The following is a 20,821-nucleotide window of genomic DNA, read 5'->3' as shown; positions in this document are numbered from 1 at the left end:
CCCGCCTATTCCTCGTAGGAGTGGCCGGCGCGGAGGCCATCGCGGACCCGCGCGGCAATCGCCAGAAATTCGGGCGTCTCGCGGATATCGAGCGGCCGCTCGGGGGGAAGCGTGGACTCGATGACGTCGGTCACCCGGCCGGGACGCGGCGACATCACCACGATCTTGGTCGAGAGATAGACCGCCTCGGGGATCGAGTGGGTGACAAAGCAGATGGTTTTCTGCGTCCGCGCCCAGAGCTTGAGGAGTTCCGAATTCAGGTGATCGCGGACAATCTCGTCGAGCGCGCCAAAAGGCTCGTCCATGAGCAGGAGATCGGCATCGAAGGCGAGGGCGCGGGCGATGGAGGCGCGCTGCTGCATGCCGCCCGAGAGCTGCCAGGGATATTTGTGCTCGAACCCGGTGAGGTTGACGAGGTCCAGCGTCCCCTGGATGCGCTTGGCGCGCTCCTCGGCCGAATAGCCCATGACTTCGAGCGGCAGCGCCACGTTCTTCTCGATGGTGCGCCAGGGGAAGAGGGCTGGCGCCTGGAACACATAGCCATAGGCCCGGCTCTCCCGCGCGCCCTGCGGGGTCATGCCGTTGACACTGAGCGTGCCTGTGGTCGGCTGTTCGAGATCGGCGATGGTGCGCAGGAACGTGGTCTTGCCGCACCCCGACGGGCCGATGAAGGAAACGAATTCGCCCTTGTTGATGTCGAGATTGACGTCCGAGAGCGCATGGACGGGCCCGTCATTGGTCTGGAACGTCAGTCCCAGGCCACGGGCGGAAACCACGGCTGCCGGCGCGCCGCCCGTAGAGGTCGGGGCAGCGCGGGTTTGGTCCAAAGTGAGGTCGGCCGTCATCAAACACCCGTCGCCGGAATGCCGGAGCGCTGCACCTTTCGGGGCGCAGTGATTTCCTTCCAGGTCGAGAGCGCGCGGTTGACGGCGCCCTTGGGCTCGCGCGCCACGAATTTTCCGTGGCCGGGCCTGGCGTCGACCTTGTCCTCGACGATGGCGACATCGCCGCGCGTCAGCACGTAGCGCGGCAGGCCGGTGACCTCAAAACCCTCAAACACGTTGTAGTCGATGATCGACTGCTGGCTCCTGGCCGTAATGGTCTTCTTGCGCTTGGGGTCCCAGACGACGATGTCGGCGTCGGCACCCACGAGGACCGCGCCCTTCTTCGGGTAGCAGTTGAGGATCTTGGCGATGTTGGTGGACGTGACCGCGACGAACTCGTTCGGGGTCAGCCGCCCGGTGTTGACGCCCTTGGTCCAGAGCAACGGCATGCGGTCTTCGAGCCCGCCCGTGCCGTTCGGAATCTTGGCGAAATTGCCCAGGCCGACGCGCTTCTGCTCGGTGGTGAAGGCGCAATGGTCCGTCGCCACCACCTGGAGCGAGCCCGAGGCCAGGCCCGACCACAGCGAATCCTGGTGCAGCTTGTTGCGGAAGGGCGGGCTCATCACCCGGCGCGCCGCATAGTCCCAGTCCGGATTAAAGTATTCGCTTTCGTCGAGCACCAGATGCTGGATCAGCGGCTCGCCGAAGACGCGCATGCCCTTGGCCCGCGCCCGGCGGATGGCTTCGTGGCTCTGTTCGCACGAGACGTGCACCACATAGAGCGGCACGCCGGCCATGTCGGCGATCATGATGGCGCGGTTGGTGGCTTCGCCCTCTACTTCCGGCGGCCGGGAATAGGCATGGCCTTCCGGCCCGTTATTGCCCTCTGCCAGAAGCTTGGCCGTCATCTGCGCGACGATGTCGCCGTTCTCGGCATGGACGAGCGGCAGTGCGCCCAGGTCCGCGCAACGCTGGAAGGACGAGAACATCTCGTCGTCGTCCACCATCAGCGAGCCCTTATAGGCCATGAAATGCTTGAACGAGGTGATGCCGCGATCGACGACCTCGGCCATTTCATCAAAGACCTGCTCGCCCCACCAGGTGATGGCCATGTGGAAGGAATAGTCCGCCGAAGCCTTGGCGGTCTTGTTGTCCCACATCTGCAGCGCCTCGAGCAGCGACTGGTTGGGATTGGGCAGGCAGAAGTCCACCACCATCGTGGTGCCGCCGGCAAGCCCCGCCCGCGTGCCGCTTTCGAAATCGTCGGTGGAATAGGTGCCCATGAAGGGCATTTCGAGGTGCGTATGCGGATCGATCCCGCCCGGCATGACATAGCACCCGGTGGCATCGAGCACCTCGTCGCCGGAAAGATCCTTGCCGATCTCGACGATCACGCCATCTTCGATTTTGACGTCAGCCGGATAGGAAAGATCGGCAGTGACCACGGTCCCGCCCTTGATAACCTTGCTGCTCATTATCCCTGCCCTTGTAGTCCTGTGTTCGGACCCACCCGCGCCCCTCAGCGGCGGATGGATCGGTGGTCTAAGACCCCTCACCTAACCTCTCCCCGTCGGGGAGAGGAACCGATTGGGGTTGCTGTTTGCTTCGTGCCGCAACAGCGGCGCTGGCGGCACGGGCGCCTCTTGTCCCTCGCCCCGTCGGGGAGAGGGTGGCCGGAGCGAAGCGGAGGTCGGGTGAGGGGTCTCCGTTCAGCGTTGCGAGCAACGCCAGGAGCACCCCGTCCGTGTTTTCCAGCACTTCGTCGTTCCAGAACCGCACCACGGAATAACCTTGCGCATTCAGACGCGCCGCTCGCCTGGCATCGGCGTCGGAGCCTGCATGCTGGCTGCCATCGATTTCAACGACAAGGCCTTTTTCGCGGCAGATGAAATCGGCGACATAGGGACCAACCGGCACCTGCCGCGCGAATTTGTGGCCGCCAAGCAGCCGATTGCGCAGATGCAGCCACAACCGCCCTTCGGCATCGGTGGCGTTGCTACGCAGGGCTTTGGCTCTGGTGACCTTGGCCCCCCTCACCCGACGCCGCGCGTCGCCCTCTCCCCGGAGGGGCGAGGTGGGCGCAGCGCCTGTCTCGGGAAGCCGGGCCATGATCAATCCACGATCTCCGCCGTATCAAGCACCGCATGGAACAGCACATCCGTTCCCGCCGCCGCCCAATCCCTGGTGATGGTCTCGGCCTCGTTATGCGAAAGCCCATCCACGCAGGGACAAAAGATCATCGCCGCCGGCGCGACGCGATTGATCCAGCAGGCATCATGCCCTGCGCCCGAGACGATGTCGCGATGCGTGTAGCCGGCGCGATCCGCCGCCGCCCGCACCGTGTCCACGAGCTTGGGATCGAACGCCACGGGATCGAAATGCCCGACCTGCTCGACTTCGCTCAAAATATCGAGGGCTTCGGCGATGGTCTCGATGCCGAGGCGAATACGCGTGTCCATCTCGTCGAGCACGTCCTTGTCGGGCGAGCGGATGTCGATGGTGAAGACGGCCTTGCCCACTATGATGTTGCGCGAGTTGGGATAGACGTCGATATGGCCGACAGCGCCCACCGCGTCCGGCTGATAATCCATCGCCACTTCGTGGACGAGCTCGATCACCCGGGCCATGCCGAGGCTCGCATTGCGGCGCTTGGGCATCGGGGTCGAGCCGGTATGGGCTTCCTTGCCGGTGAGCGTCACCTGCAGCCACTTGAGGCCCTGGCCGTGGGTGACCACGCCAATGTCGATATTTTCGTCCTCGAGGATCGGGCCCTGCTCGATATGGAGCTCGTAATAGGCGTGGATCTTGCGATCCCCGGTCTTCTCGGTGCCCTTCCAGCCGATCCGCTCCAGCTCCTCGCCAAAGGTCTTGCCGTCATGATCCTTGCGGGCATAGGCCCAGTCCTGGTCATGCATGCCGGCAAAGACGCCCGAAGCCAGCATGGCCGGGGCGAAGCGGGTGCCTTCCTCGTTGGTCCAGTTGGTGACCACGATCGGGTGCCTGGTCTTGATGCCGAGGTCGTTCATCGTGCGTACGACTTCGAGCCCGCCCAGGACGCCGAGCACGCCGTCATACTTGCCGCCCGTCGGCTGGGTATCCAGGTGACTGCCGACATAGACCGGCAGCGCCTCCGGATCCGTGCCTTCGCGACGGGCGAACATGGTGCCCATTTCGTCGACGCCCATGGTGAGCCCGGCCGCATCGCACCACGACTTGAAGAGCTTTCGGCCCTCGCCATCGGCATCGGTCAGGGTCTGGCGGTTGTTGCCGCCCGCCACACCCGGCCCGATCCTGGCCATGTCCATCAGCGTGTCCCAGAGCCGATCGCCGTTGATTTTGAGGTTTTCGCCCGGGGCTGCCATTTTTGGTCTCTCTGCTTTTTGTTATTTCATCGACGGGAAGGTGAATTCGGCACCTTCCTTGATGCCCGCCGGCCAGCGGGTGGTGACGGTCTTGAGGCGCGTATAGAAATGCACGCCTTCAGGGCCATAGATCGAATGGTCGCCGAACAGCGAACGCTTCCAGCCGCCGAAGGAGTGATAGGCCACCGGCACCGGAATCGGCACGTTGATGCCTACCATGCCCACCTCGATCTTGTCGGCAAACTCGCGTGCGGCATCGCCGTCGCGGGTGAAGATGGCCGTGCCGTTGGCATATTCGTGGCCGTGGATGAGGTCGACCGCTTCCTGGTAGGAATGCGTGCGTACCACCGAGAGTACCGGCCCGAAGATTTCCTCGCGATAAATCTTCATGTCGGGCTTCACGTGGTCGAAGAGCGTGCCGCCGACGAAAAAGCCGTTCTCGTAGCCCTGGAGCGAAAAGCCGCGGCCGTCGACCACGAGCTCGGCGCCCTGTTCGACGCCCGAGTCGATATAGCCGACGATCTTGTCGCGCTGCATTTTCGAGACGATCGGGCCCATCTGGGCGTCCTTGTCGGTCGCCGGACCGATCTTGAGCGCTTCGACGCGCGGCTTGAGCTTGGCCACCAGCGCGTCGGCGGTCTTGTCGCCCACCGGCACCGCCACCGAAATGGCCATGCAGCGCTCGCCGGCCGAACCGTAGCCGGCGCCCATCAGCGCATCGGCCGCCTGATCCATGTCGGCATCGGGCAGGATGATCATGTGGTTCTTGGCGCCGCCGAGAGCCTGCACGCGCTTACCGGCCTTGGTGCCGCGCTGGTAGACATATTCGGCGATCGGGGTCGAGCCGACGAAGGACACCGCCTTGATATCGGGATGGTCGAGAATGTGGTCGACCGCTTCCTTGTCGCCATGGACGATGTTGAAGACGCCATCGGGCAGTCCCGCTTCCTGGAAGAGCTTCCAGGCCAGCATCGGCGCCGACGGATCGCGCTCGGAAGGCTTGAGGATAAAGGTATTCCCGCAGGCGATGGCGATCGGATACATCCACAGCGGCACCATTGCCGGGAAGTTGAACGGCGTGATGCCGGCGACGACGCCCAGCGGCTGGCGATCCGAATAGGTGTCGATGTTCGGGCCGACATTGCGCGAGAATTCGCCCTTCAGCAGCTGCGGGATGCCGCAGGCGAAATCGACCACATCGATGCCGCGCGCCACTTCGCCCAGCGCATCGTCATGCACCTTGCCGTGCTCGCGCGAAATCTCGCGCGCCAGCTCGTCCGCATGCTCGTCGAGCAGTTGCTTGAACTTGAAGAGCACGCGTGCCCGCTTCATCGGCGTCGTATTGGCCCAGCCCGGCAAAGCCGCCTTGGCGGCCGCCACGGCGGCGTCGATCTCGGCATTGGTCGAGAGCGGCAGGGTCGCAATCTGCTCGCCCGTTGCCGGATTGAAGACCGGGCTCGTCCGCGTCGAGCTCGACATTACCAGCTTGCCGCCGATGGCATTGGATATCTTGGTCATGGTTTTGGTCCCGCTTCGCAAAATAGAACGTTCGTTCTAGTGATTAGAAAATAGAACATTCATTCCATTCTACTCAAGCGTTTTCAGGATCCCCCGGAGCGTTTCGACGATGGTGTCGATATGCTGCTTTTCCACGATCAGCGGCGGCGAGAGCGCGATGATGTCGCCGGTCGTGCGGATCAGCACGCCCTGCTCATACGCCTTGACGAAGGCCGCGAAGGCCCGCTTGGTCGGCGCGCCGGGGATCGATTCCAGCTCGATGGCGCCGACAAGGCCGATATTGCGGATATCGATGACATGGCGCTCGCCCTTGAGCGAATGCAGCGCCTGTTCAAAATAGGGCGCCAGTTCCGCGCCCCGGGTCAGGAGGCCTTCGTCCTTATAGGTCTCAAGCGTGGCCAGGCCCGCCGCCGAGGCGATCGGGTTGCCGCTATAGGTATAGCCGTGGAAGAACTCGATGACGTGTTCCGGCCCGGTCATGAAGGCGTCGTGGATTTCGCTCGACACCAGCACCGCGCCCATCGGGATGACGCCATTGGTGAGGCCCTTGGCCGTGACCATAATATCCGGCGTCACGCCGAAATAATCCGCCCCGAACGGCGTGCCGAGGCGCCCGTAACCGGTGATGACCTCATCGAAGATCAGAAGAATACCGTGCTTCTTGGTGATTTCGCGCAGGCGCTGGAGATAGCCTGGCGGCGGGATCAGCACGCCGGTGGAGCCGGCCACCGGCTCGACGATGACGGCGGCGATGGTCGAGGCATCGTGGAGTGTGATGATGCGCTCGAGCTCGTCGGCCAGTTCCACGCCATGCTGCGGCAGGCCCTTGGAAAAGGCGTTCTTGGAGAGGTTATGCGTGTGCGGCATGTGGTCGACGCCCGTGAGGAGCGTGCCGAACATTTTCCGGTTGGTGACGATGCCGCCCACCGAGATGCCGCCGAAATTGACGCCGTGATAGGCGCGCTCGCGCCCGATGAGGCGGGTGCGCGCGCCTTCGCCCTTCACGCGCTGGTAGGCCAAAGCCACCTTGAGCGCCGTTTCCACCGATTCCGACCCGGAATTGGTGAAGAGCACGTGGTTGAGCCCTTCGGGCGCGATGTCCACGATCCGGTTGGCGAGTTCGAACGCCTTGGGGTGCCCCATCTGGAACGCCGGGGCATAATCGAGCTCGGCCGCCTGGTTCTGGATCGCCTCCACGATCTTGGGGCGGCAATGGCCCGCGTTCACGCACCAGAGGCCGGCGGTGCCGTCCAGCACCTGCCGCCCATCGGCGGTGGTGTAATACATGTCCTTGGCCGCCACGAACATGCGCGGCGCCTTCTTGAACTGGCGGTTGGCCGTGAACGGCATCCAGAAGGCGGAAAGATCGTTAGGTACGGTGCGGTTGGACACGATTGCTCCCTTGAACGTGGCCAGGCCGAATTACTGATTTTCTAAGTCAAGTTTGATTGCCACTTGACCGATCGGCATGGTAGTTGGAATTTTGACCAGTTGGAAAAATGTTAGCATCCCCATGCCGCCGATCAAGGTCAAAAATGCTGGCAAGTCCCCGTCCGCAAAGCGCAAGAGCGGCGTAACGGGCAAGGCCGTGACCCGCATCCAGCGCGAAAAGCAGGACGCGATCCTGGAAGCGGCGCTTGATGTCTTCTCGCTGCACGGTTTTCGCGGCGCCACCATCGATCAGATCGCCGAGCAGGCCGGCATGAGCAAGCCGAACCTGCTCTATTATTTCCCCCGCAAGGAGGAGATTCATAAGCGGCTGATGAAGACCATGCTCGACACCTGGCTGCAGCCCCTGCGTGAATTCAGCGCAGAGGGCGATCCCATTCCCGAGATCCGCTCCTATATCCGCCGCAAGCTCGAGATGGCCCGCGATTTTCCGCGCGAGTCGCGCCTTTTCGCCAACGAGATGCTGCAGGGCGCCCCGCGCCTCATCGATATCCTGGAAGGCGAGCTCAAGGACCTCGTCGACGAAAAGGCCGCCATCCTCCTCGCCTGGATGGATGAGGGCAAGATCGTGCGCACCGATCCCTATCACCTGATCTTTTCGATCTGGGCCACCACCCAGCACTATGCCGATTTCGACGTCCAGGTCCGCGCCGTCCTCGGCAAGGACCGCGGCGGCGAAGGCCGCTTCGAAGACGCCGCCCGCTTCCTCGAAAGCCTTTTCATGAGCGGCATCGCGCCAAGGCAGAAGGTTAGCTGAGTCTGCGATTTAGCCAGCAGGCCTCCCTCCCCCTTGCGGGGAGGGGACGGGGGTGGGGGTAAGCCAAGACCCCCCAACTCACGGTATCCAGCCGGCCACACCTTTCCTTAAAATTGCAGGCGTTCCCTGCACTCCAAATTGAAGCGCGGCCCTTAGCCTTTGGGCAAAGGAGAGCCTCCGGTGAAACTGGCCGTTCTTGTCGATGCCGAGAATACGCCCGCCAAAAGCTTCGATTTCATCGCAGCGCAAGTTCAGCCTCTGCGTGATGTCGGCATCTTCAGGCTCTTCGGCGACTTTGCCAGTCCGAGCCTGGCCGCCTGGCGCCAGGTGGCTGTACGCCACGGCCTTGAACCCATACTCCAGGGGTCGGGAGGCAAGGGCAAGAATTCCACCGATATCGCCATGGTGATCCACGCCATGGATATCCTCCATTCAGGCCTCTTCGACGCCATCTGCCTCGTCTCGACCGACCGCGATTTCGTCGGTCTGGCACGACGGTTGCGTGCCGGTGGTTTGCAGGTCTTCGGCATCGGCCGTGCCGGCGTGGAAAATGGTCTCGAATCCGTCGCCGACCGCTATTTTCATCTGCCTTCGGTGATGCCCTCGCCCACTCGCAGTCCCGTCGCTCCCGAGCTCCCGGCCTTTCTTGGCCATATTGCATCGGAGCATGGCGTGAACGGCTGGATTCTCCTTGCCGAGGCCGCCAACGCGCTCAAGCAGGCATCGCCAGGCCTGGCCGAGCGCTATCTGGGCAAAGGGCGTTTTCTCAAGACCCTGCGGGCGGCCGACCTGATCTCGGAGCGAAAATCCGCCCGAGGTCTCGAAATCCGCCCGCGTCTTGTCGTGGTAGCCAGCAAGAGCGTCGGCTGATCCTGAAAACTTATCCCCTCTCACCCCACCCGTGAGAAACTCCAAAAATCCCTGCCGCATCGGGCGGACTGCAGAGCGACCAGTGGCGACAGGGACAGCCGGGCGTGCGGGGGCGTCGCTTCCCCTGCATGGGTCCATGGGACGCCGCTCGAATCCGGGGCTCGACGATCAAGCCTGCCGGAACGGAGCCGCGATGATCAGGTCCTCAAAATCCCGGCGCCCCGAGGCGGCATCCGTCTCTTTTCTTTACTAATTCCGTCGGGGCGAATGCCGCCTCGGGGCCCGCTCGATTCCTTCACCCGCCCGGCGTTTCGCCGCGCGGAAAAAGGCGCTGCCTCTAGCGATGGTCCGGCGTCAGCGCCAGCACCAGCAGCCCCAGCACGATCACCACCGCGCCGCCGGCTACCGAAAGGCTTGCCCAGCCATGCCCGAGGAGGCCCTCGTAGATAATGACGAAGACCGGGGTCAGGTAGCCATAGGCCAGGACCTTGGAGGCGGGCAGGCGGAGGGAGGCATATTGCAGGCAGAAGAAGCTGATCGCGGTCGAAAAGATCGCCAGATAGGCCAAGGCCCACCAGACGATCGCAGGCAGGTGCAGCCAGTCGGTCGAAACGATATCCCCCAGCCCGAAAAGCGCGATGCAGATCGTTGCCGCGGCCAGCGTCCAGAAGCTCGAGAGCAGGGCGCTCTCGCCCCGGTTGAGATGGCGCACCAGCGGCGCATGGAAGGCGTAGCAGATGCAGCCGACGAGATAGATGAGCTCGCCCTTGCCGATATCGAACCCGGCAATCGCCGCCAGGTCGCCGCGAAAGATCACCCAGATCGAACCGAGTCCGGCGAGTACGAGGCTGAGTAGGACCGTCGGTCCTACCCGCTGCTTGAGGATGAAATAGGCGATAGCCGCCGCCATCAGGGGAATGAGTGTGAAGACCGCGCTCGTTGCCACCGGCGCCGTCATCGTCAGGGCAATGAACATGGTGACGAAATAGACCGCGTTGAGCGCCCCCAGCACCACCATGCGCCAGGGTGCGCGCGGCAGCCGGGCCGGCTCGCGCACCACCCCGAATGCAACGACGCCCATGATGAGCGTGGCCAGCAGGAAGCGCAGGGCGTTGAGCGGCACCGGCTCGATATAGGGGACCGCCAGCGCCCCGGCGGTGAACGAACCGGCGATCATGGCCGCGAAGGCGAGCATCGCCAGGTGCGCCAGGATCGTGTCGCGCCTGGCGAGGCGTGGTGCGGCGATGGATTGGGTCAAGACATCCTCCGGAGAGCCGTCCTGCCTAGCCCATCGCCGCGCCCGAGAAAAGGGCTAGAGGCCGCTGGCCAGCGCGATGAGCAGTCCGCCGATCAGCATGACGTTGGACATGAAGGAATTGATCTTCTGCACGCGGTCCGGGCCCGGAGGCAGCGTCCAGAAGTCATGGAACATGGCGGTTGCCATGGCGACGAAGATGATGAGGATGCCCGCAGCCAGCGGCACCCAGACGCCAATGGCGAGGAGGCCACCACCGGCCACCAGCATGGCAATGCCGATAATGAGCGCGACGTCGGGCATCGGCACCTTGCCGGCCATGAGGCCGCGTAGCACCGCAAAGCCCATGGCATTGCGGATCCCGGCGACAAACATGCCGCCGCCCAGCAGCAGGCGGCCGATAAACAGGATGGTCGAAGGCAGATCGGTGGGCATCAGGCTCTCCTTTGGCGATTCCCAGTCGGTGTCCATGCCACTACGACGGACGAGCCGGCGCGATTTCGACAGGCGCCGGCGAGATTCTTGATGTGGAATTGTAGGCAGGAAGGCAGAATCGGCGACGCAATATCCGCCGAAGCGACGCTTTTATTCCGCTGCTTGGGCGACGTCCACCGGGTGCTGCGACCTGAAGCCGACGGCTACCCGGTTCCAGACATTGATGAGCCCGATGGCCACGGTGAGCTTGGTCGTCTCTTCCTCTGAAAAGTACCGGCGCAGTTCGTCGTAGACGTCATCGGGAGCCCGCGTTTCGGCCAACAGCGTCAATGCCTCGGTCCAGCCCAGCAGCGCTCGCTCCCTGGCGGTATAGATCGGCGATTCCTGCCAGACCGAAAGCAGGTCGATCCATTGTTGCCCCAGCCCGTCCTCGCGGGCGTGCTTGATATGCATGTCCACGCAATAGGCGCAGCCATTGATCTGGGAGGCACGGATCTTGATGAGGTGGACAAGGCGCGGTTCGAGCCCGGAATCGCGCACCACATAGCGGTCGAGCGCGGCCACGGCCTGGTAGGCGTCGGGAGCGGCCTTCCTGAAGTCGAGACGAGCTTGCATGGATCAGGTCCTTTCGGTTTGCACCCGCTGGTGCAGGCCCAGGAAGACGCAACTGCGCTGGTTGATGGCCTGGTTGAGCGGCGTCGTGGGATCACCCTGGATATCGGCGATGGTGATATTGGCCAGTTCCGCCCGATAGGCCCGCTCTGCCCGCAGCATGGCGCTGGCGACGCCGCAGGGCAGGCGGTGGAACTGGGCGGGCAGCGGCTCAGGTCCGCGCTGGCGGATTTCCGCGCAGCGAAAGGCCGGCGCCGACCCTTCGACGGCCAGCACGATAGCGAGAAGCGTTATCTCCTGCGCCGGCCGCGCCAGCCGGTAGCCGCCGCGCGGCCCGGGAATGGAAACCAGCAGGCCGGCGCCGGCCATGGCCTGCAGATGTTTGGCAGATAGCTGGTCTTGACCCCGTGATACTCAGCCAGCGCCGCCGCTGGCAGCGCGCCATCGGCGGCAAGACCCGACAGCAGCAGCACGCAATGAATGGCCTGTTCGACGCCGTCTCCGAGCTTCAATGCCTGTGCCTCCAAATCATGGATAATAAATATCCATGATTTGGCGAAAAAGACAAGACGGGCGCCCCGAGGACGCCCGCCTCCCGAAAATTCCAGCCGGACCTATTCGGCCGGCTCGACTTCTTCCTTGCGCATGGGATTGTTCGGATGCGTCGTCCAGTTGGCGTAGTTGCTGGTGACGATGCGGCCGGTGCGCTCGTCGATCGAGCCGGGCTCGAGCGCTTCCATGGTGATGCAGTCTTCCACCGGGCAGACATTGACGCAGAGGTTGCAGCCCACGCATTCGTTGTCCATCACCTCGAAGTAACGCTTGCCGTCCTTCTCCTTGGAGATGGCCTGGTGGGAGGTGTCCTCGCAGGCAATGTGGCAGCGGCCGCATTTGATGCAGAGGTCCTGGTCGATCTTGGCCTTGGTGACATAGTTGAGGTTGAGGAACTGCCAGTCGGTGACGTTGCGCACGGCGCGGCCGGTGACGTCCTCGAGCGTGGCATGGCCCTTTTCGTCCATCCAGTTGGCGAGGCCCGTGATCATCTCCTCGACGATCTTGAAGCCATAGGTCATCGCCGCCGTACACACCTGCACATTGCCGGCGCCCAGCGCTAGGAACTCGGCGGCGTCGCGCCAGGTGGTGACCCCGCCGATCCCCGAAATGGGCAGGCCGTAGGTCTCCGGGTCGCGGGCGATTTCCGACACCATCGAGAGCGCGATGGGCTTGACCGCCGGTCCGCAATAGCCGCCATGCGTGCCGCGCCCGTCGATCGAGGGCTCGGGCGAGAAGGTGTCGAGATTGACCGAGGTGATCGAGTTGATGGTGTTGATGAGCGACACCGCGTCGGTGCCGCCCTTCTTGGCGGCGCGGGCGGGCTTCCTCACATCGGTGATGTTGGGCGTCAACTTGGTGATCACCGGCATGCGCGAATATTGCTTGCACCAGCGCACGACCATTTCGACATATTCGGGCACCTGGCCCACGGCCGCGCCCATGCCGCGTTCGCTCATGCCGTGCGGGCAGCCGAAATTGAGCTCGATGCCGTCGGCCTCGGTCTCTTCGACCAGCGGCAGGATGGCCTTCCAGGCATCCTCCTCGCACGGGACCATGATCGAGACCACCAGCGCGCGGTCGGGCCAGTTCTTCTTGACCATCTTGATTTCCTGCAGGTTGCGCTGCAGGTCGCGGTCGGTGATGAGCTCGATATTGTTGAGCCCGAGCAACCGCCTGTCGGCGCCCCAGATGGCGCCGTAGCGCGGGCCGTTGACGTTGACGACCGGCGGGCCCTCCTCACCCAGGGTCTTCCACACCACCCCGCCCCAGCCCGCCTTGAAGGCGCGCTCGACATTATAAGCCTTGTCGGTGGGCGGGGCCGAGGCCAGCCAGAACGGGTTCGGCGACTTGATGCCGACGAAATTGCTTCTCAGGTCTGCCATTGCATCCTCCCTCAGGCGCTCAGGGCACGATGGATGGATTCGGCGGCGTCGCGGCCTTCCGCAACGGCGGTCACCGTCAGGTCCTCGCCGCCGGTGGCGCAGTCGCCGCCGGCCCAGACCTTGGCCATTGAGGTGTGGCCTTCAGCATCGACGGCGATCTTGCCGCCGTCGAGGCGCAGCCCTTCCTCCCCGATCTGCAGGGTCTGGCCGATGGCCTTGAACACCTGGTCGCAGGGCACGATGGTGGTGCGGCCGGTCATGGCCAGCTTGCCATCCTTGAGCTCGGTATATTCGAGCTCTATGCCTGTGACCTTGCCGCCTTCGCTGAGGACGCGCCTGGGCGTCAGCCAGTGCCGGATGGAAACGCCCTTGGCCGCCGCCAGATCCTGCTCGAATTCGGAGGCGTTCATGTGCTCCTTGCCGCGGCGATAGACCATGGTCACCTCTTCGGCGCCGAGCAGCTTTGACTGCACGGACGCATCCACGGCGGTCATGCCGCCGCCGATGACGACAACGCGCCGCCCGATCGGCAGGTTGGCAAGGTCCGACGCCTGGCGCAGTTCGGCGATGAAATCGACCGCCGGGCGCACGCCCAGCGCGTCCTCGCCCTCGGCGCGCAGCGCATTAACCCCGCCCAGGCCCATGCCCAGGAACACCGCGTCGAAATCCCTGGTCAGACTCTCAAGGGTGAAGTCGCGCCCCAGGACCTTGCCGTTCTCGATATCGATGCCGCCGATGGCGGTGACGTAATCCACCTCCTCCTGGGCAAAGCCGTTGGTGGTCTTGTAGGAGGCGATGCCGTATTCGTTGAGCCCGCCCGCCTTGGGCTTGGCGTCGAAAACGGTGACGGCATGCCCATGCATGGCCAGCCTGTGTGCGGCGGCGAGGCCGGAAGGGCCGGCGCCGACCACGGCGACGCGCTTGCCCGTCTCGGGCGCGCGGCCGAAGAACTGCACGTCCTCGTCCATGGCGATATCGGTGGCGTAGCGCTGCAGCATGCCGATCTTGACCGGCTTGCCCTCCGCCTCCTCGCGCACGCAGGCTTCCTCGCACAGCTGCTCGGTTGGGCAGACGCGGGCGCACATGCCGCCCAGGATGTTCTGGCTGAAGATGGTTTCGGCCGCGCCCAGCGGATTATCCGTGGCGATCTGCCGGATGAACATCGGAATGTCGATCGACGTCGGGCAGGCATTCATGCACGGCGCGTCGTAGCAGAAATAGCACCGGTCGGCTTCGACGAACGCCTCATGCCGGTCGAGCGGCGGATGAAGGTCGGAAAAGTTGGATTCGTATTGGCCGGGCTCGAGACGCCCCGGCACTATGCCCTCTACGAGAACACCTTGTGCCATCGTAATTCCCTTGCTGCAGTTCTCCCAAAGCAACGCTAGCGCGTTCCAAATTTTTTATCAATTGGTCAAATTCTGGCGTGGAGTGCCGTGCGGCAAGGCCTTCAGGTCGATCGAGCAGCCGTGAACGGCCGTGATCGCAATTTCAGGGAACACCAGGGCTGGAGAGGCGAGACGACGAAGACTCTAAAATCGGAGTCATCGTAAGTGCCTCAACTTCAACTCTGAATCCGTCTTCATGGAAAATTAACCCTGTTGCGCGTTGTGAGAGTCTAGTGGTGCGCAAACGCAACAGTTCCTTAAGAACTCACAATTGTGGCAGGCGCCCCGTCAATTGTGACGGGGGAGTCCTCATTGCGGCCACGAGTCCAAAGCATCCGAGAGGCTCCTACTAACTACAGCGAGACTCCAGCTTGACTCGGAAGACCATCGTCACCTCCCTCGTCCTACTGGGTGCATTGACCTGCTTTACTGCACCTGCTTTCGCCGCCGCCCAATGCGGCGTCGCTTCCTGGTACGGACCGGGCTTTCACGGCAAGAAGGCCGCCTCCGGCGAGCGCTTCAACCAGAACGCCCTCACTGCCGCCCACAAGTCACTTCCGTTTGGTACAAGCGTAAAAGTCACCGACCAGCGTACGGGCAAGTCCATCCAGGTTCGCATCAACGATCGTGGTCCCTATGTGAAGGGCCGCATCATCGATCTTTCCAAGGCCGCCGCCACTCAACTCGGCATTCGTGGTGCCGGAAAGGGCAAGGTCTGCATCGAGCAGATCTGATCGGCTTTCGAGCGTTCGATGAAAAATCGCCCGCGGGGACATCCCGGCGGGCGATTTCGTTTTGGACCTACTTCTCGAAGGTCACGGCTTCCGTGCTGGCGCCGAGCTTTTCGAGCGTTTCGCGCAGTTCCTTGACCATCGGGTCAGGCCCGCAAACATAGAACCGTCCCGAAAAATCCCCGACATGACGCTTGAGGAAATCCGTGTCGATCCGTTCGTTGAGGAGGCCCGGCGCCTTCTCCCCGGTCACGGTGAAGAGCCGCTCGAGCCCGGCCATGGCCTCGAACTCATCGCGCAGAATGATGTCGCGCGATGTCTTGTTCGAAAAGATCAGCCGGTTGCCCTTGAGCTGGCCATCGGCATTGAGCCGCCGCAGGATGGCGATGAACGGCGTAACGCCAGCGCCGCCGGCAATGAACGTACCCGGTCCCTTGTAAGTGATGGTGCCCCAGACATCGCGCAGGATCAGCCGGTCGCCCGGCACCAGTTCGGAGAGCCGGTCGGTGACGCCCGGATGGTCGTGATAGCTCTTGATGGTGAATTCGAGATAGGGCCACTCGGCCAGCGAGGTGAAAGTAAACGGCCGCTTCTTGTCGCGCCAGCCGTCCTTGTCGATGGACACTTCCGTCGCCTGTCCAGGCTGGAAGACGAAGCCTTCCGGCTTTTCCAGCCGATAGTGCCGGACATTGTGGGTCACGTCCTCGATGCCGAGGATTTCTACGCTCTCTGTCATCATTGCCTCAATCGTTCTCGACCTTTGACGATTGAAACACCTGAATAGTTCCCGCCGCTAGTCCCGCCGGTCGAACGTCAGATAGAAGGATTTCAGCCGCCCCTCGCGCCGCGCTTTCTGCTCGTAGCGCGTCGGCTCCCAGCCGGGATAGGGCTCGTGCCAGCTTCCCGGCTTGCCGGGCGCGAACACGAAGCCAGGCGCGCGCAGGATGTGGGCCAGCGTCCAGTCGGCATAGTCTTCGATATCGGTGGCGAAGTTGAACTTTCCGCCCGGCTTGATGGTGCGGGCGAGTTCGGCCAGCGTCAGCGGCGAGACGAAGCGGCGCTTGTGGTGGCGCGTCTTCGGCCACGGGTCGGGATAGAGCAGATAGACCTCGTCGAGCGCGGCGTCCGGCAGCTTCTGCAACAGTTTTAGCGCGTCATCGGTGAAAAGGCGCACATTGCCGATCTCGTCCTCGTCGATCGCCTGCAGCAGCTTGGCGATGCCTCCGGTAAACACCTCGCAGCCGATATAGGCGTCTTCCGGATGCGTGCGCGCCTGCCGCGCCAGATGCTCGCCGCCGCCATAGCCGATCTCGAGCGTCAGTTTTTTGGGATTTTCGAACAGCGCCCTTGGATCGAGAACGCCCTCCGGCAGGGCAATTTCCAGTTCAGGCAGCAGCTCGCGAAACAGCTGGTCGTGCCCGCGATGCAGGCGCTTGCCCGAGCGGCGGCCGAAAAAGGCGCGCGGTTCGCCGGCGACATTGAGGGGGTTCTGTCTTGAGGTCACGTCTGATCTTCGAAAAAGCAATTCGGCCGTCACCGCCCACTACGGGCAATGACGGCCGAATGTAAAGAGGCGAACGCCGTCCTAGCGGATAGCGGCCTTGAGCTTGGGCACGAGATCGACCTTCTCCCAGGAGAAGCTGCCGTCGCGCCCGGCCTTGCGGCCGAAATGGCCATAGGCCGAGGTTTTAGCGTAGATCGGCTTGTTGAGGTCGAGATGCGTGCGGATGCCGCGCGGCGTCAGGTTGACGATATCGCCCTCGAGGAAGATCTTCTCGAGCTGCGCTTCTTCGACCTTGCCGGTGCCGTGCAGGTCCACATAGACCGAGAGCGGCTTGGCCACGCCAATGGCGTAGGAGAGCTGGATCGTGGCGCGGTCGGCAAGGCCGGCGGCCACCACGTTCTTGGCGAGGTAACGCGCCGCATAGGCCGCCGAGCGGTCGACCTTGGTCGGATCCTTGCCCGAGAAAGCGCCGCCGCCATGCGGGGCCGCGCCGCCATAGGTGTCCACGATGATCTTGCGGCCGGTGAGGCCCGCATCGCCATCCGGGCCGCCCACCACGAACTTGCCGGTCGGGTTGACGTGCCAGACGGTATCCTTGCTGATCCAGCCTTCCGGCAGGGCCGCGCGGATATAGGGCTCGACGATCTTGCGCACGTCCGAGGAGGAGAGCTTGTCGTCAAGATGCTGGGTCGAGAGCACGATCTGGGTCACGCCGACGGGCTTGCCGTCCTCGTATTTGACCGTAACCTGGCTCTTGGCGTCCGGGCCGAGCTTTACCGCTTCGCCGTCGCCGTTCTTGCGGGCGGTGGCGAGCGTCTCCAGGATTTTGTGGGCGTAGTAGATCGGGGCCGGCAGCAGTTCGGGCGTCTCGCGCGTGGCGTAGCCGAACATGATGCCCTGGTCGCCCGCACCCTCGTCCTTGTTGCCCGAAGCGTCCACGCCCACCGCGATATCGGCCGACTGGCCGTGCAGCAGCACGTCGATCTTGGCGGTCTTCCAGTGGAAGCCGGACTGCTCGTAGCCGATGGCCTTGATGGCCTTGCGGGCGACGGAGCGGAATTTGGAGGGGTTCACCACCGGCGCGCCCGAGGCGTCGTGGATGAGCTTGCCGTCCTTGTCCTTCTTGAGGAGCGTGTCGGGCACGCGGACTTCGCCGGCGATGACGACGCGGTTGGTCGTGGCCAGCGTCTCGCAGGCGATGCGGACGGCCGACGGGTCCATGCCGGCCTTCTTGGCCTCACGGAAGACCAGATCCACGATCTCGTCGGAGATGCGGTCGCAGACCTTGTCCGGGTGGCCTTCGGAGACGGATTCGGAAGTGAAGAGATAGTTGGAACGTGACACGGTCAAAGCCTTTGTTAAGCGCCCGAAGTTCCCACGGGCTGGCTGGTTGTAGGCGTCCTTGCCGCTTCTTGCAAGCGGACATAAGGAAATCTTTATATGCCTATATGGGTGCCCGCGGAAGGCTATGCCCTGCGCCGGCGCGAGGAGAGCCAGGCGATGGCGAGGCCGGCCAGAAGCGCGATGAGGAACGGCCAGTTGCGCCATTGCGAAAACGGCGTGCCGGCAAGGCGCTGCGCCGGCACCACGTCGAGCAGCGCGACCTGCTGCGGGGCGAGGCTCGCCGTGATCCGGCCGAGCGGATCGGCGAGGAAGGTGAGGCCCGAATTGGCGGCGCGCACCAGCGGCATGCCCTCTTCCACGGCGCGGACACGGGCATGATGGGCATGCTGGGCCGGGCCGATCGAGCCGTCGAACCAGGCATCGTTGGTGATGTTGAAGAGGAACTGCGCCTTGTCGATATCGGCGCCGAGATCGCCGGAAAAGATCGCCTCGTAGCAGATGATGGCGAGGAAGGCCGGCGTATCGGGCAGGCTCATCAGCCGCCGTCCGTCGCCCGCCGCCCAGCCATTGGCGCCCGGCACGAACTGGCGGATGCCGAATTGCGAGAAGAAATCGGCATAGGGCAAATATTCGCCGAAGGGAACGAGGTGGGATTTGTCGTAGGAGGCGATGATCTCGCCGTCCGAATTGATGGCGAGGATGGAATTGTAGCCCGGCCCGCCCGCCTCGTAATCCTCGCGCGGCGCGCCGGTGAGCAGCGTCACGTTAGGCGGCAGCGCGCGTGCGATGCGTGCCAGGGCGTCCGGATATTGCGACATGAAGAAGGGCAGGGACGATTCCGGCCAGACCAGATGCGTCACCCCTTCAAGGCCCGGATCGGCAGGGTTGGTGCGGCTGGCCGAGAGGTCGAGCAGGCGCGTGATGACATCGGCCGGCACCGCCTGGCTCCAGTCCGAGTGCTCATAGACCACCGGCTGCACCAGCCGCAGCCTGATGTCGTCGCGCGCGGCGATCTCGGTGTGATTGAGCCGGTAATTGCCCCAGCCGATCTGGGCGGCGATAACCAGCATGGCCAGCGAAAACGGCGCCAGCCGCCGCGCCCAGCCGCGCCCGTCCGCCGGCCAGATGAGGGCGGGCGTAGAGGCGAGGAAAATGGCGAGGAAGGTGAGGCCATAGACCCCGACAAGCGAAGCGGCCTGCATCATCTCGTCATTGGCCGTCAGCGCATAGCCCACCAAATCGAAGGGAAAGCCCGAAAAGAAGTGTCCGCGCGCCCATTCGGCGGCCGACAGGAACGTGGTGAGCGTCAGGATGCGCCAGGGGCTGTGCGACCAGAAGAGATGCGCCAGCGCGCAACCCAGCCCCCAGAACAGCGCGATCAGCGCCGCCAGAGCCACGATGGCGAAGGGCATGATGGCGATCATCACCCCGCCATCGACGAAGAAGGCAGCGCCCAGCCAGTGGAAGGCGACGGTGAAATAGCCCAGCCCGAAGGCGAAGCCGATGCGGAAGGCCGGCCCGAACAGCTGTCCCAGAAATCCGCGGCCGCGCTCGGCGCCATCGAGCGCCCAGACCAGTACCGGAAAGGCGATGAAGAGGGCGGGAACGATGAAGAATGGCGGCACGCTCAGCGCCGCGACGGCGCCGGCCACCAGCAGCATGAGGAATCGCCGCCAGCCGTGGGCGAGCATGGCGGTTTCGGCCAGCCAGGTCACGGAAGGAATCTCGAATCAGGGTGCATGCGGGCAAGGTCGCCGGGGCCGGATTCGCCGTCAAGGTGGTGATGACGCGATTCCCGGCCGCCCGGCTATCGATCGGCTATTCGGCCGCCTCCGAGTTGGGCTCGCCCACTTCCGGCGGAATAGCCCCGGGCTCTTCGCTGCGGGCAGGCATGTCACGCCGATGCCGCTTGATCTTGAGCCGCTTGATCCGCCGGCCGTCCGAAGCCAGCACTTCGAAATCGAAGCCGGGGAAGGCCGTCACCACTTCACCCTTCTTGGGCACGCGGTCGACAAGGTCGAAGACCAGGCCGCCCAGGGTTTCCACCTCGTCGGCATATTCGCCGGGGTCGAAATCGGGGCCGATCATTTCCTGCACGTCTTCGAGCTCGACCCGGGCGTCGGCGACATAAGTGTCCGGCCCGACCTTGCGGATGAGGGAAACCCCTTCCTCGTCGTGCTCGTCCTCGATCTCGCCGACCACGGCCTCGAGCAGGTCCTCGATGGTCACGAGCCCGTCCGTGCCGCCATATTCGTCGACGACGACCGCCATGTGCACATGGCTGGCGCGCATCTGCTGGAGCAGGTCGCCCACCGGCGTCGAGGGCGGAACGAAGACTGCCTCACGCACGATATCGAGCTTGTTGAGCTTCTGGCGCAGGGTCGTGGAAACGAGCTTCACCGGCTGCGTTGCAGCCGCATCGACTACGAGCTCGGTAATCCGCTGGAGCGCATCCTTGACGTGGATGAAGCCGATGACGTTGTCGAGGTCTTCGTCATAAACCGGCAGGCGCGAGTGCCCCACTATGCGGAAGCGGGCGACGAGCGCGCCCAGTGTCTCATGGGCCTCGACGGCCTGGATGTCCGAGCGCGGCACCATGACGTCGTCGACGCGCATGTCGCCAAGCTTCAGGACGTTCTGGAGAATGGTCCGCTCGCTTTCGGAGAAGTCGGCGGAATCGGAGGAAGACTCGGCGTCGAGCGCTTCCTGCAGATCGTCGCGGAGCGAGCCGGGACGCATCAGGGACTTCAGACGTCCCCACAGGGTTTGCCCCCGCTCTTTGGCGGAGGCGGGACTAGAGCCAGGCTCGGGTTCAGGCGATTTCGGCCTGGGACT

At 63.8% G+C, this 20,821-nt stretch carries 19 protein-coding genes and 1 pseudogene; 3 read left to right on the top strand and 17 right to left on the bottom strand.

Going from position 1 to position 20,821, the window contains the following annotated elements; all coding sequences use genetic code 11:
* Positions 1-5 precede the first annotated feature (5 nt).
* The 6 genes from JNE37_RS08345 to aptA all read right to left on the bottom strand — a co-directional run bounded on the left by JNE37_RS08345 (position 6) and on the right by aptA (position 7,096).
* Complete coding sequence (locus JNE37_RS08345; RefSeq protein ID WP_203065928.1) at positions 6-845, bottom strand: ABC transporter ATP-binding protein; 840 nt, start codon at positions 843-845, stop codon at positions 6-8.
* The gene (hydA, locus tag JNE37_RS08340; protein ID WP_203065927.1) at positions 845-2,299 is read right to left on the bottom strand and encodes a dihydropyrimidinase; all 1,455 of its coding nucleotides are present in this window, start codon (positions 2,297-2,299) and stop codon (positions 845-847) included. The genes JNE37_RS08345 and hydA overlap by 1 nt, the downstream gene beginning before the upstream one ends.
* Positions 2,300-2,366: 67 nt before the next feature.
* Entirely contained in the window at positions 2,367-2,933 is a 567-nt protein-coding gene (locus JNE37_RS08335; protein WP_203066349.1) for an endonuclease domain-containing protein, read from the bottom strand.
* Positions 2,934-2,935: 2 nt separating this feature from the next.
* Entirely contained in the window at positions 2,936-4,186 is a 1,251-nt protein-coding gene (locus tag JNE37_RS08330; protein ID WP_203065926.1) for a Zn-dependent hydrolase, read from the bottom strand.
* Positions 4,187-4,207: 21 nt separating this feature from the next.
* Positions 4,208-5,704 (bottom strand): CoA-acylating methylmalonate-semialdehyde dehydrogenase, encoded by a 1,497-nt coding sequence (locus JNE37_RS08325; RefSeq protein WP_203065925.1) that lies wholly within the window; start codon positions 5,702-5,704, stop codon positions 4,208-4,210.
* 69 nt (positions 5,705-5,773) lie between these two features.
* Positions 5,774-7,096, bottom strand: coding sequence for an omega-aminotransferase AptA (gene aptA / locus JNE37_RS08320; protein WP_035090137.1), 1,323 nt, complete (start codon positions 7,094-7,096; stop codon positions 5,774-5,776).
* 121 nt (positions 7,097-7,217) lie between these two features.
* On the opposite strand from aptA, the gene JNE37_RS08315 reads away from it, so the two are divergent.
* Together JNE37_RS08315 and JNE37_RS08310 are read left to right on the top strand one after the other, a co-directional pair.
* Positions 7,218-7,910 (top strand): TetR family transcriptional regulator C-terminal domain-containing protein, encoded by a 693-nt coding sequence (locus tag JNE37_RS08315; protein WP_081840585.1) that lies wholly within the window; start codon positions 7,218-7,220, stop codon positions 7,908-7,910.
* Positions 7,911-8,090: 180 nt separating this feature from the next.
* Entirely contained in the window at positions 8,091-8,780 is a 690-nt protein-coding gene (locus tag JNE37_RS08310) for an NYN domain-containing protein (protein ID WP_203065924.1), read from the top strand.
* A 337-nt stretch (positions 8,781-9,117) separates the two neighbouring features.
* On the opposite strand, the gene JNE37_RS08305 is transcribed toward JNE37_RS08310, so the two are convergent.
* The 6 genes and pseudogenes from JNE37_RS08305 to JNE37_RS08280 form a co-directional block, all read right to left on the bottom strand.
* On the bottom strand, positions 9,118-10,038 hold the full coding sequence (locus tag JNE37_RS08305) for a DMT family transporter (RefSeq protein WP_246513582.1): 921 nt from the start codon (positions 10,036-10,038) through the stop codon (positions 9,118-9,120).
* A gap of 54 nt (positions 10,039-10,092) precedes the next feature.
* Positions 10,093-10,470 carry a DoxX family protein gene (locus JNE37_RS08300; protein ID WP_203065923.1) on the bottom strand — a complete coding sequence of 126 codons (378 nt, stop codon included), beginning with the start codon at positions 10,468-10,470 and terminating at the stop codon, positions 10,093-10,095.
* Between the two features lie 150 nt (positions 10,471-10,620).
* On the bottom strand, positions 10,621-11,085 hold the full coding sequence (locus JNE37_RS08295) for a carboxymuconolactone decarboxylase family protein (RefSeq protein ID WP_203065922.1): 465 nt from the start codon (positions 11,083-11,085) through the stop codon (positions 10,621-10,623).
* A 3-nt stretch (positions 11,086-11,088) separates the two neighbouring features.
* Positions 11,089-11,594 (bottom strand): annotated as a pseudogene (locus JNE37_RS08290) (RrF2 family transcriptional regulator).
* Positions 11,595-11,696: 102 nt separating this feature from the next.
* Positions 11,697-13,019: an NAD-dependent dihydropyrimidine dehydrogenase subunit PreA gene (preA, locus tag JNE37_RS08285; protein ID WP_203065921.1), complete on the bottom strand. Its 1,323-nt coding sequence runs from the start codon at positions 13,017-13,019 to the stop codon at positions 11,697-11,699.
* A gap of 11 nt (positions 13,020-13,030) precedes the next feature.
* Positions 13,031-14,368 (bottom strand): NAD(P)-dependent oxidoreductase, encoded by a 1,338-nt coding sequence (locus JNE37_RS08280; RefSeq protein ID WP_203065920.1) that lies wholly within the window; start codon positions 14,366-14,368, stop codon positions 13,031-13,033.
* A 410-nt stretch (positions 14,369-14,778) separates the two neighbouring features.
* On the opposite strand from JNE37_RS08280, the gene JNE37_RS08275 reads away from it, so the two are divergent.
* Positions 14,779-15,141 (top strand): septal ring lytic transglycosylase RlpA family protein, encoded by a 363-nt coding sequence (locus tag JNE37_RS08275; RefSeq protein WP_035090147.1) that lies wholly within the window; start codon positions 14,779-14,781, stop codon positions 15,139-15,141.
* Positions 15,142-15,208: 67 nt separating this feature from the next.
* Here JNE37_RS08275 and JNE37_RS08270 read toward each other — a convergent pair whose 3' ends face one another.
* From JNE37_RS08270 to JNE37_RS08250, 5 genes are all read right to left on the bottom strand, one after another.
* Positions 15,209-15,874, bottom strand: a complete 666-nt coding sequence (locus JNE37_RS08270; protein WP_203065919.1) for a ferredoxin reductase domain-containing protein — start codon at positions 15,872-15,874, stop codon at positions 15,209-15,211.
* A gap of 57 nt (positions 15,875-15,931) precedes the next feature.
* Entirely contained in the window at positions 15,932-16,642 is a 711-nt protein-coding gene (gene trmB, locus JNE37_RS08265) for a tRNA (guanosine(46)-N7)-methyltransferase TrmB (protein WP_203065918.1), read from the bottom strand.
* 81 nt (positions 16,643-16,723) lie between these two features.
* Complete coding sequence (metK, locus tag JNE37_RS08260; protein WP_246513580.1) at positions 16,724-17,986, bottom strand: methionine adenosyltransferase; 1,263 nt, start codon at positions 17,984-17,986, stop codon at positions 16,724-16,726.
* A 122-nt stretch (positions 17,987-18,108) separates the two neighbouring features.
* On the bottom strand, positions 18,109-19,701 hold the full coding sequence (gene lnt, locus JNE37_RS08255) for an apolipoprotein N-acyltransferase (RefSeq protein WP_203065916.1): 1,593 nt from the start codon (positions 19,699-19,701) through the stop codon (positions 18,109-18,111).
* Between the two features lie 103 nt (positions 19,702-19,804).
* On the bottom strand, positions 19,805-20,725 hold the full coding sequence (locus JNE37_RS08250; RefSeq protein ID WP_203065915.1) for a hemolysin family protein: 921 nt from the start codon (positions 20,723-20,725) through the stop codon (positions 19,805-19,807).
* Positions 20,726-20,821 lie beyond the last annotated feature (96 nt).

The organism is Paradevosia shaoguanensis, assembly GCF_016801025.1.
In the GTDB taxonomy this organism is placed as follows: domain Bacteria; phylum Pseudomonadota; class Alphaproteobacteria; order Rhizobiales; family Devosiaceae; genus Paradevosia; species Paradevosia shaoguanensis.
The sequence above is the reverse complement of the archived record's forward strand: the minus strand, read 5'-3'. Positions and strand labels throughout refer to the sequence as shown.

Bases quoted from the DNA above. Each gene is read 5' to 3' on its own strand.
- JNE37_RS08345 (WP_203065928.1), bottom strand. From the start codon at position 845: ATGACGGCCGACCTCACTTTGGACCAAACCCGCGCTGCCCCGACCTCT.
- hydA (WP_203065927.1), bottom strand. From the start codon at position 2,299: ATGAGCAGCAAGGTTATCAAGGGCGGGACCGTGGTCACTGCCGATCTT.
- JNE37_RS08335 (WP_203066349.1), bottom strand. From the start codon at position 2,933: ATGGCCCGGCTTCCCGAGACAGGCGCTGCGCCCACCTCGCCCCTCCGG.
- JNE37_RS08330 (WP_203065926.1), bottom strand. From the start codon at position 4,186: ATGGCAGCCCCGGGCGAAAACCTCAAAATCAACGGCGATCGGCTCTGG.
- JNE37_RS08325 (WP_203065925.1), bottom strand. From the start codon at position 5,704: ATGACCAAGATATCCAATGCCATCGGCGGCAAGCTGGTAATGTCGAGC.
- JNE37_RS08315 (WP_081840585.1), top strand. From the start codon at position 7,218: ATGCCGCCGATCAAGGTCAAAAATGCTGGCAAGTCCCCGTCCGCAAAG.
- JNE37_RS08300 (WP_203065923.1), bottom strand. From the start codon at position 10,470: ATGCCCACCGATCTGCCTTCGACCATCCTGTTTATCGGCCGCCTGCTG.
- JNE37_RS08295 (WP_203065922.1), bottom strand. From the start codon at position 11,085: ATGCAAGCTCGTCTCGACTTCAGGAAGGCCGCTCCCGACGCCTACCAG.
- preA (WP_203065921.1), bottom strand. From the start codon at position 13,019: ATGGCAGACCTGAGAAGCAATTTCGTCGGCATCAAGTCGCCGAACCCG.
- JNE37_RS08280 (WP_203065920.1), bottom strand. From the start codon at position 14,368: ATGGCACAAGGTGTTCTCGTAGAGGGCATAGTGCCGGGGCGTCTCGAG.
- JNE37_RS08270 (WP_203065919.1), bottom strand. From the start codon at position 15,874: ATGACAGAGAGCGTAGAAATCCTCGGCATCGAGGACGTGACCCACAAT.
- JNE37_RS08250 (WP_203065915.1), bottom strand. From the start codon at position 20,725: ATGCGTCCCGGCTCGCTCCGCGACGATCTGCAGGAAGCGCTCGACGCC.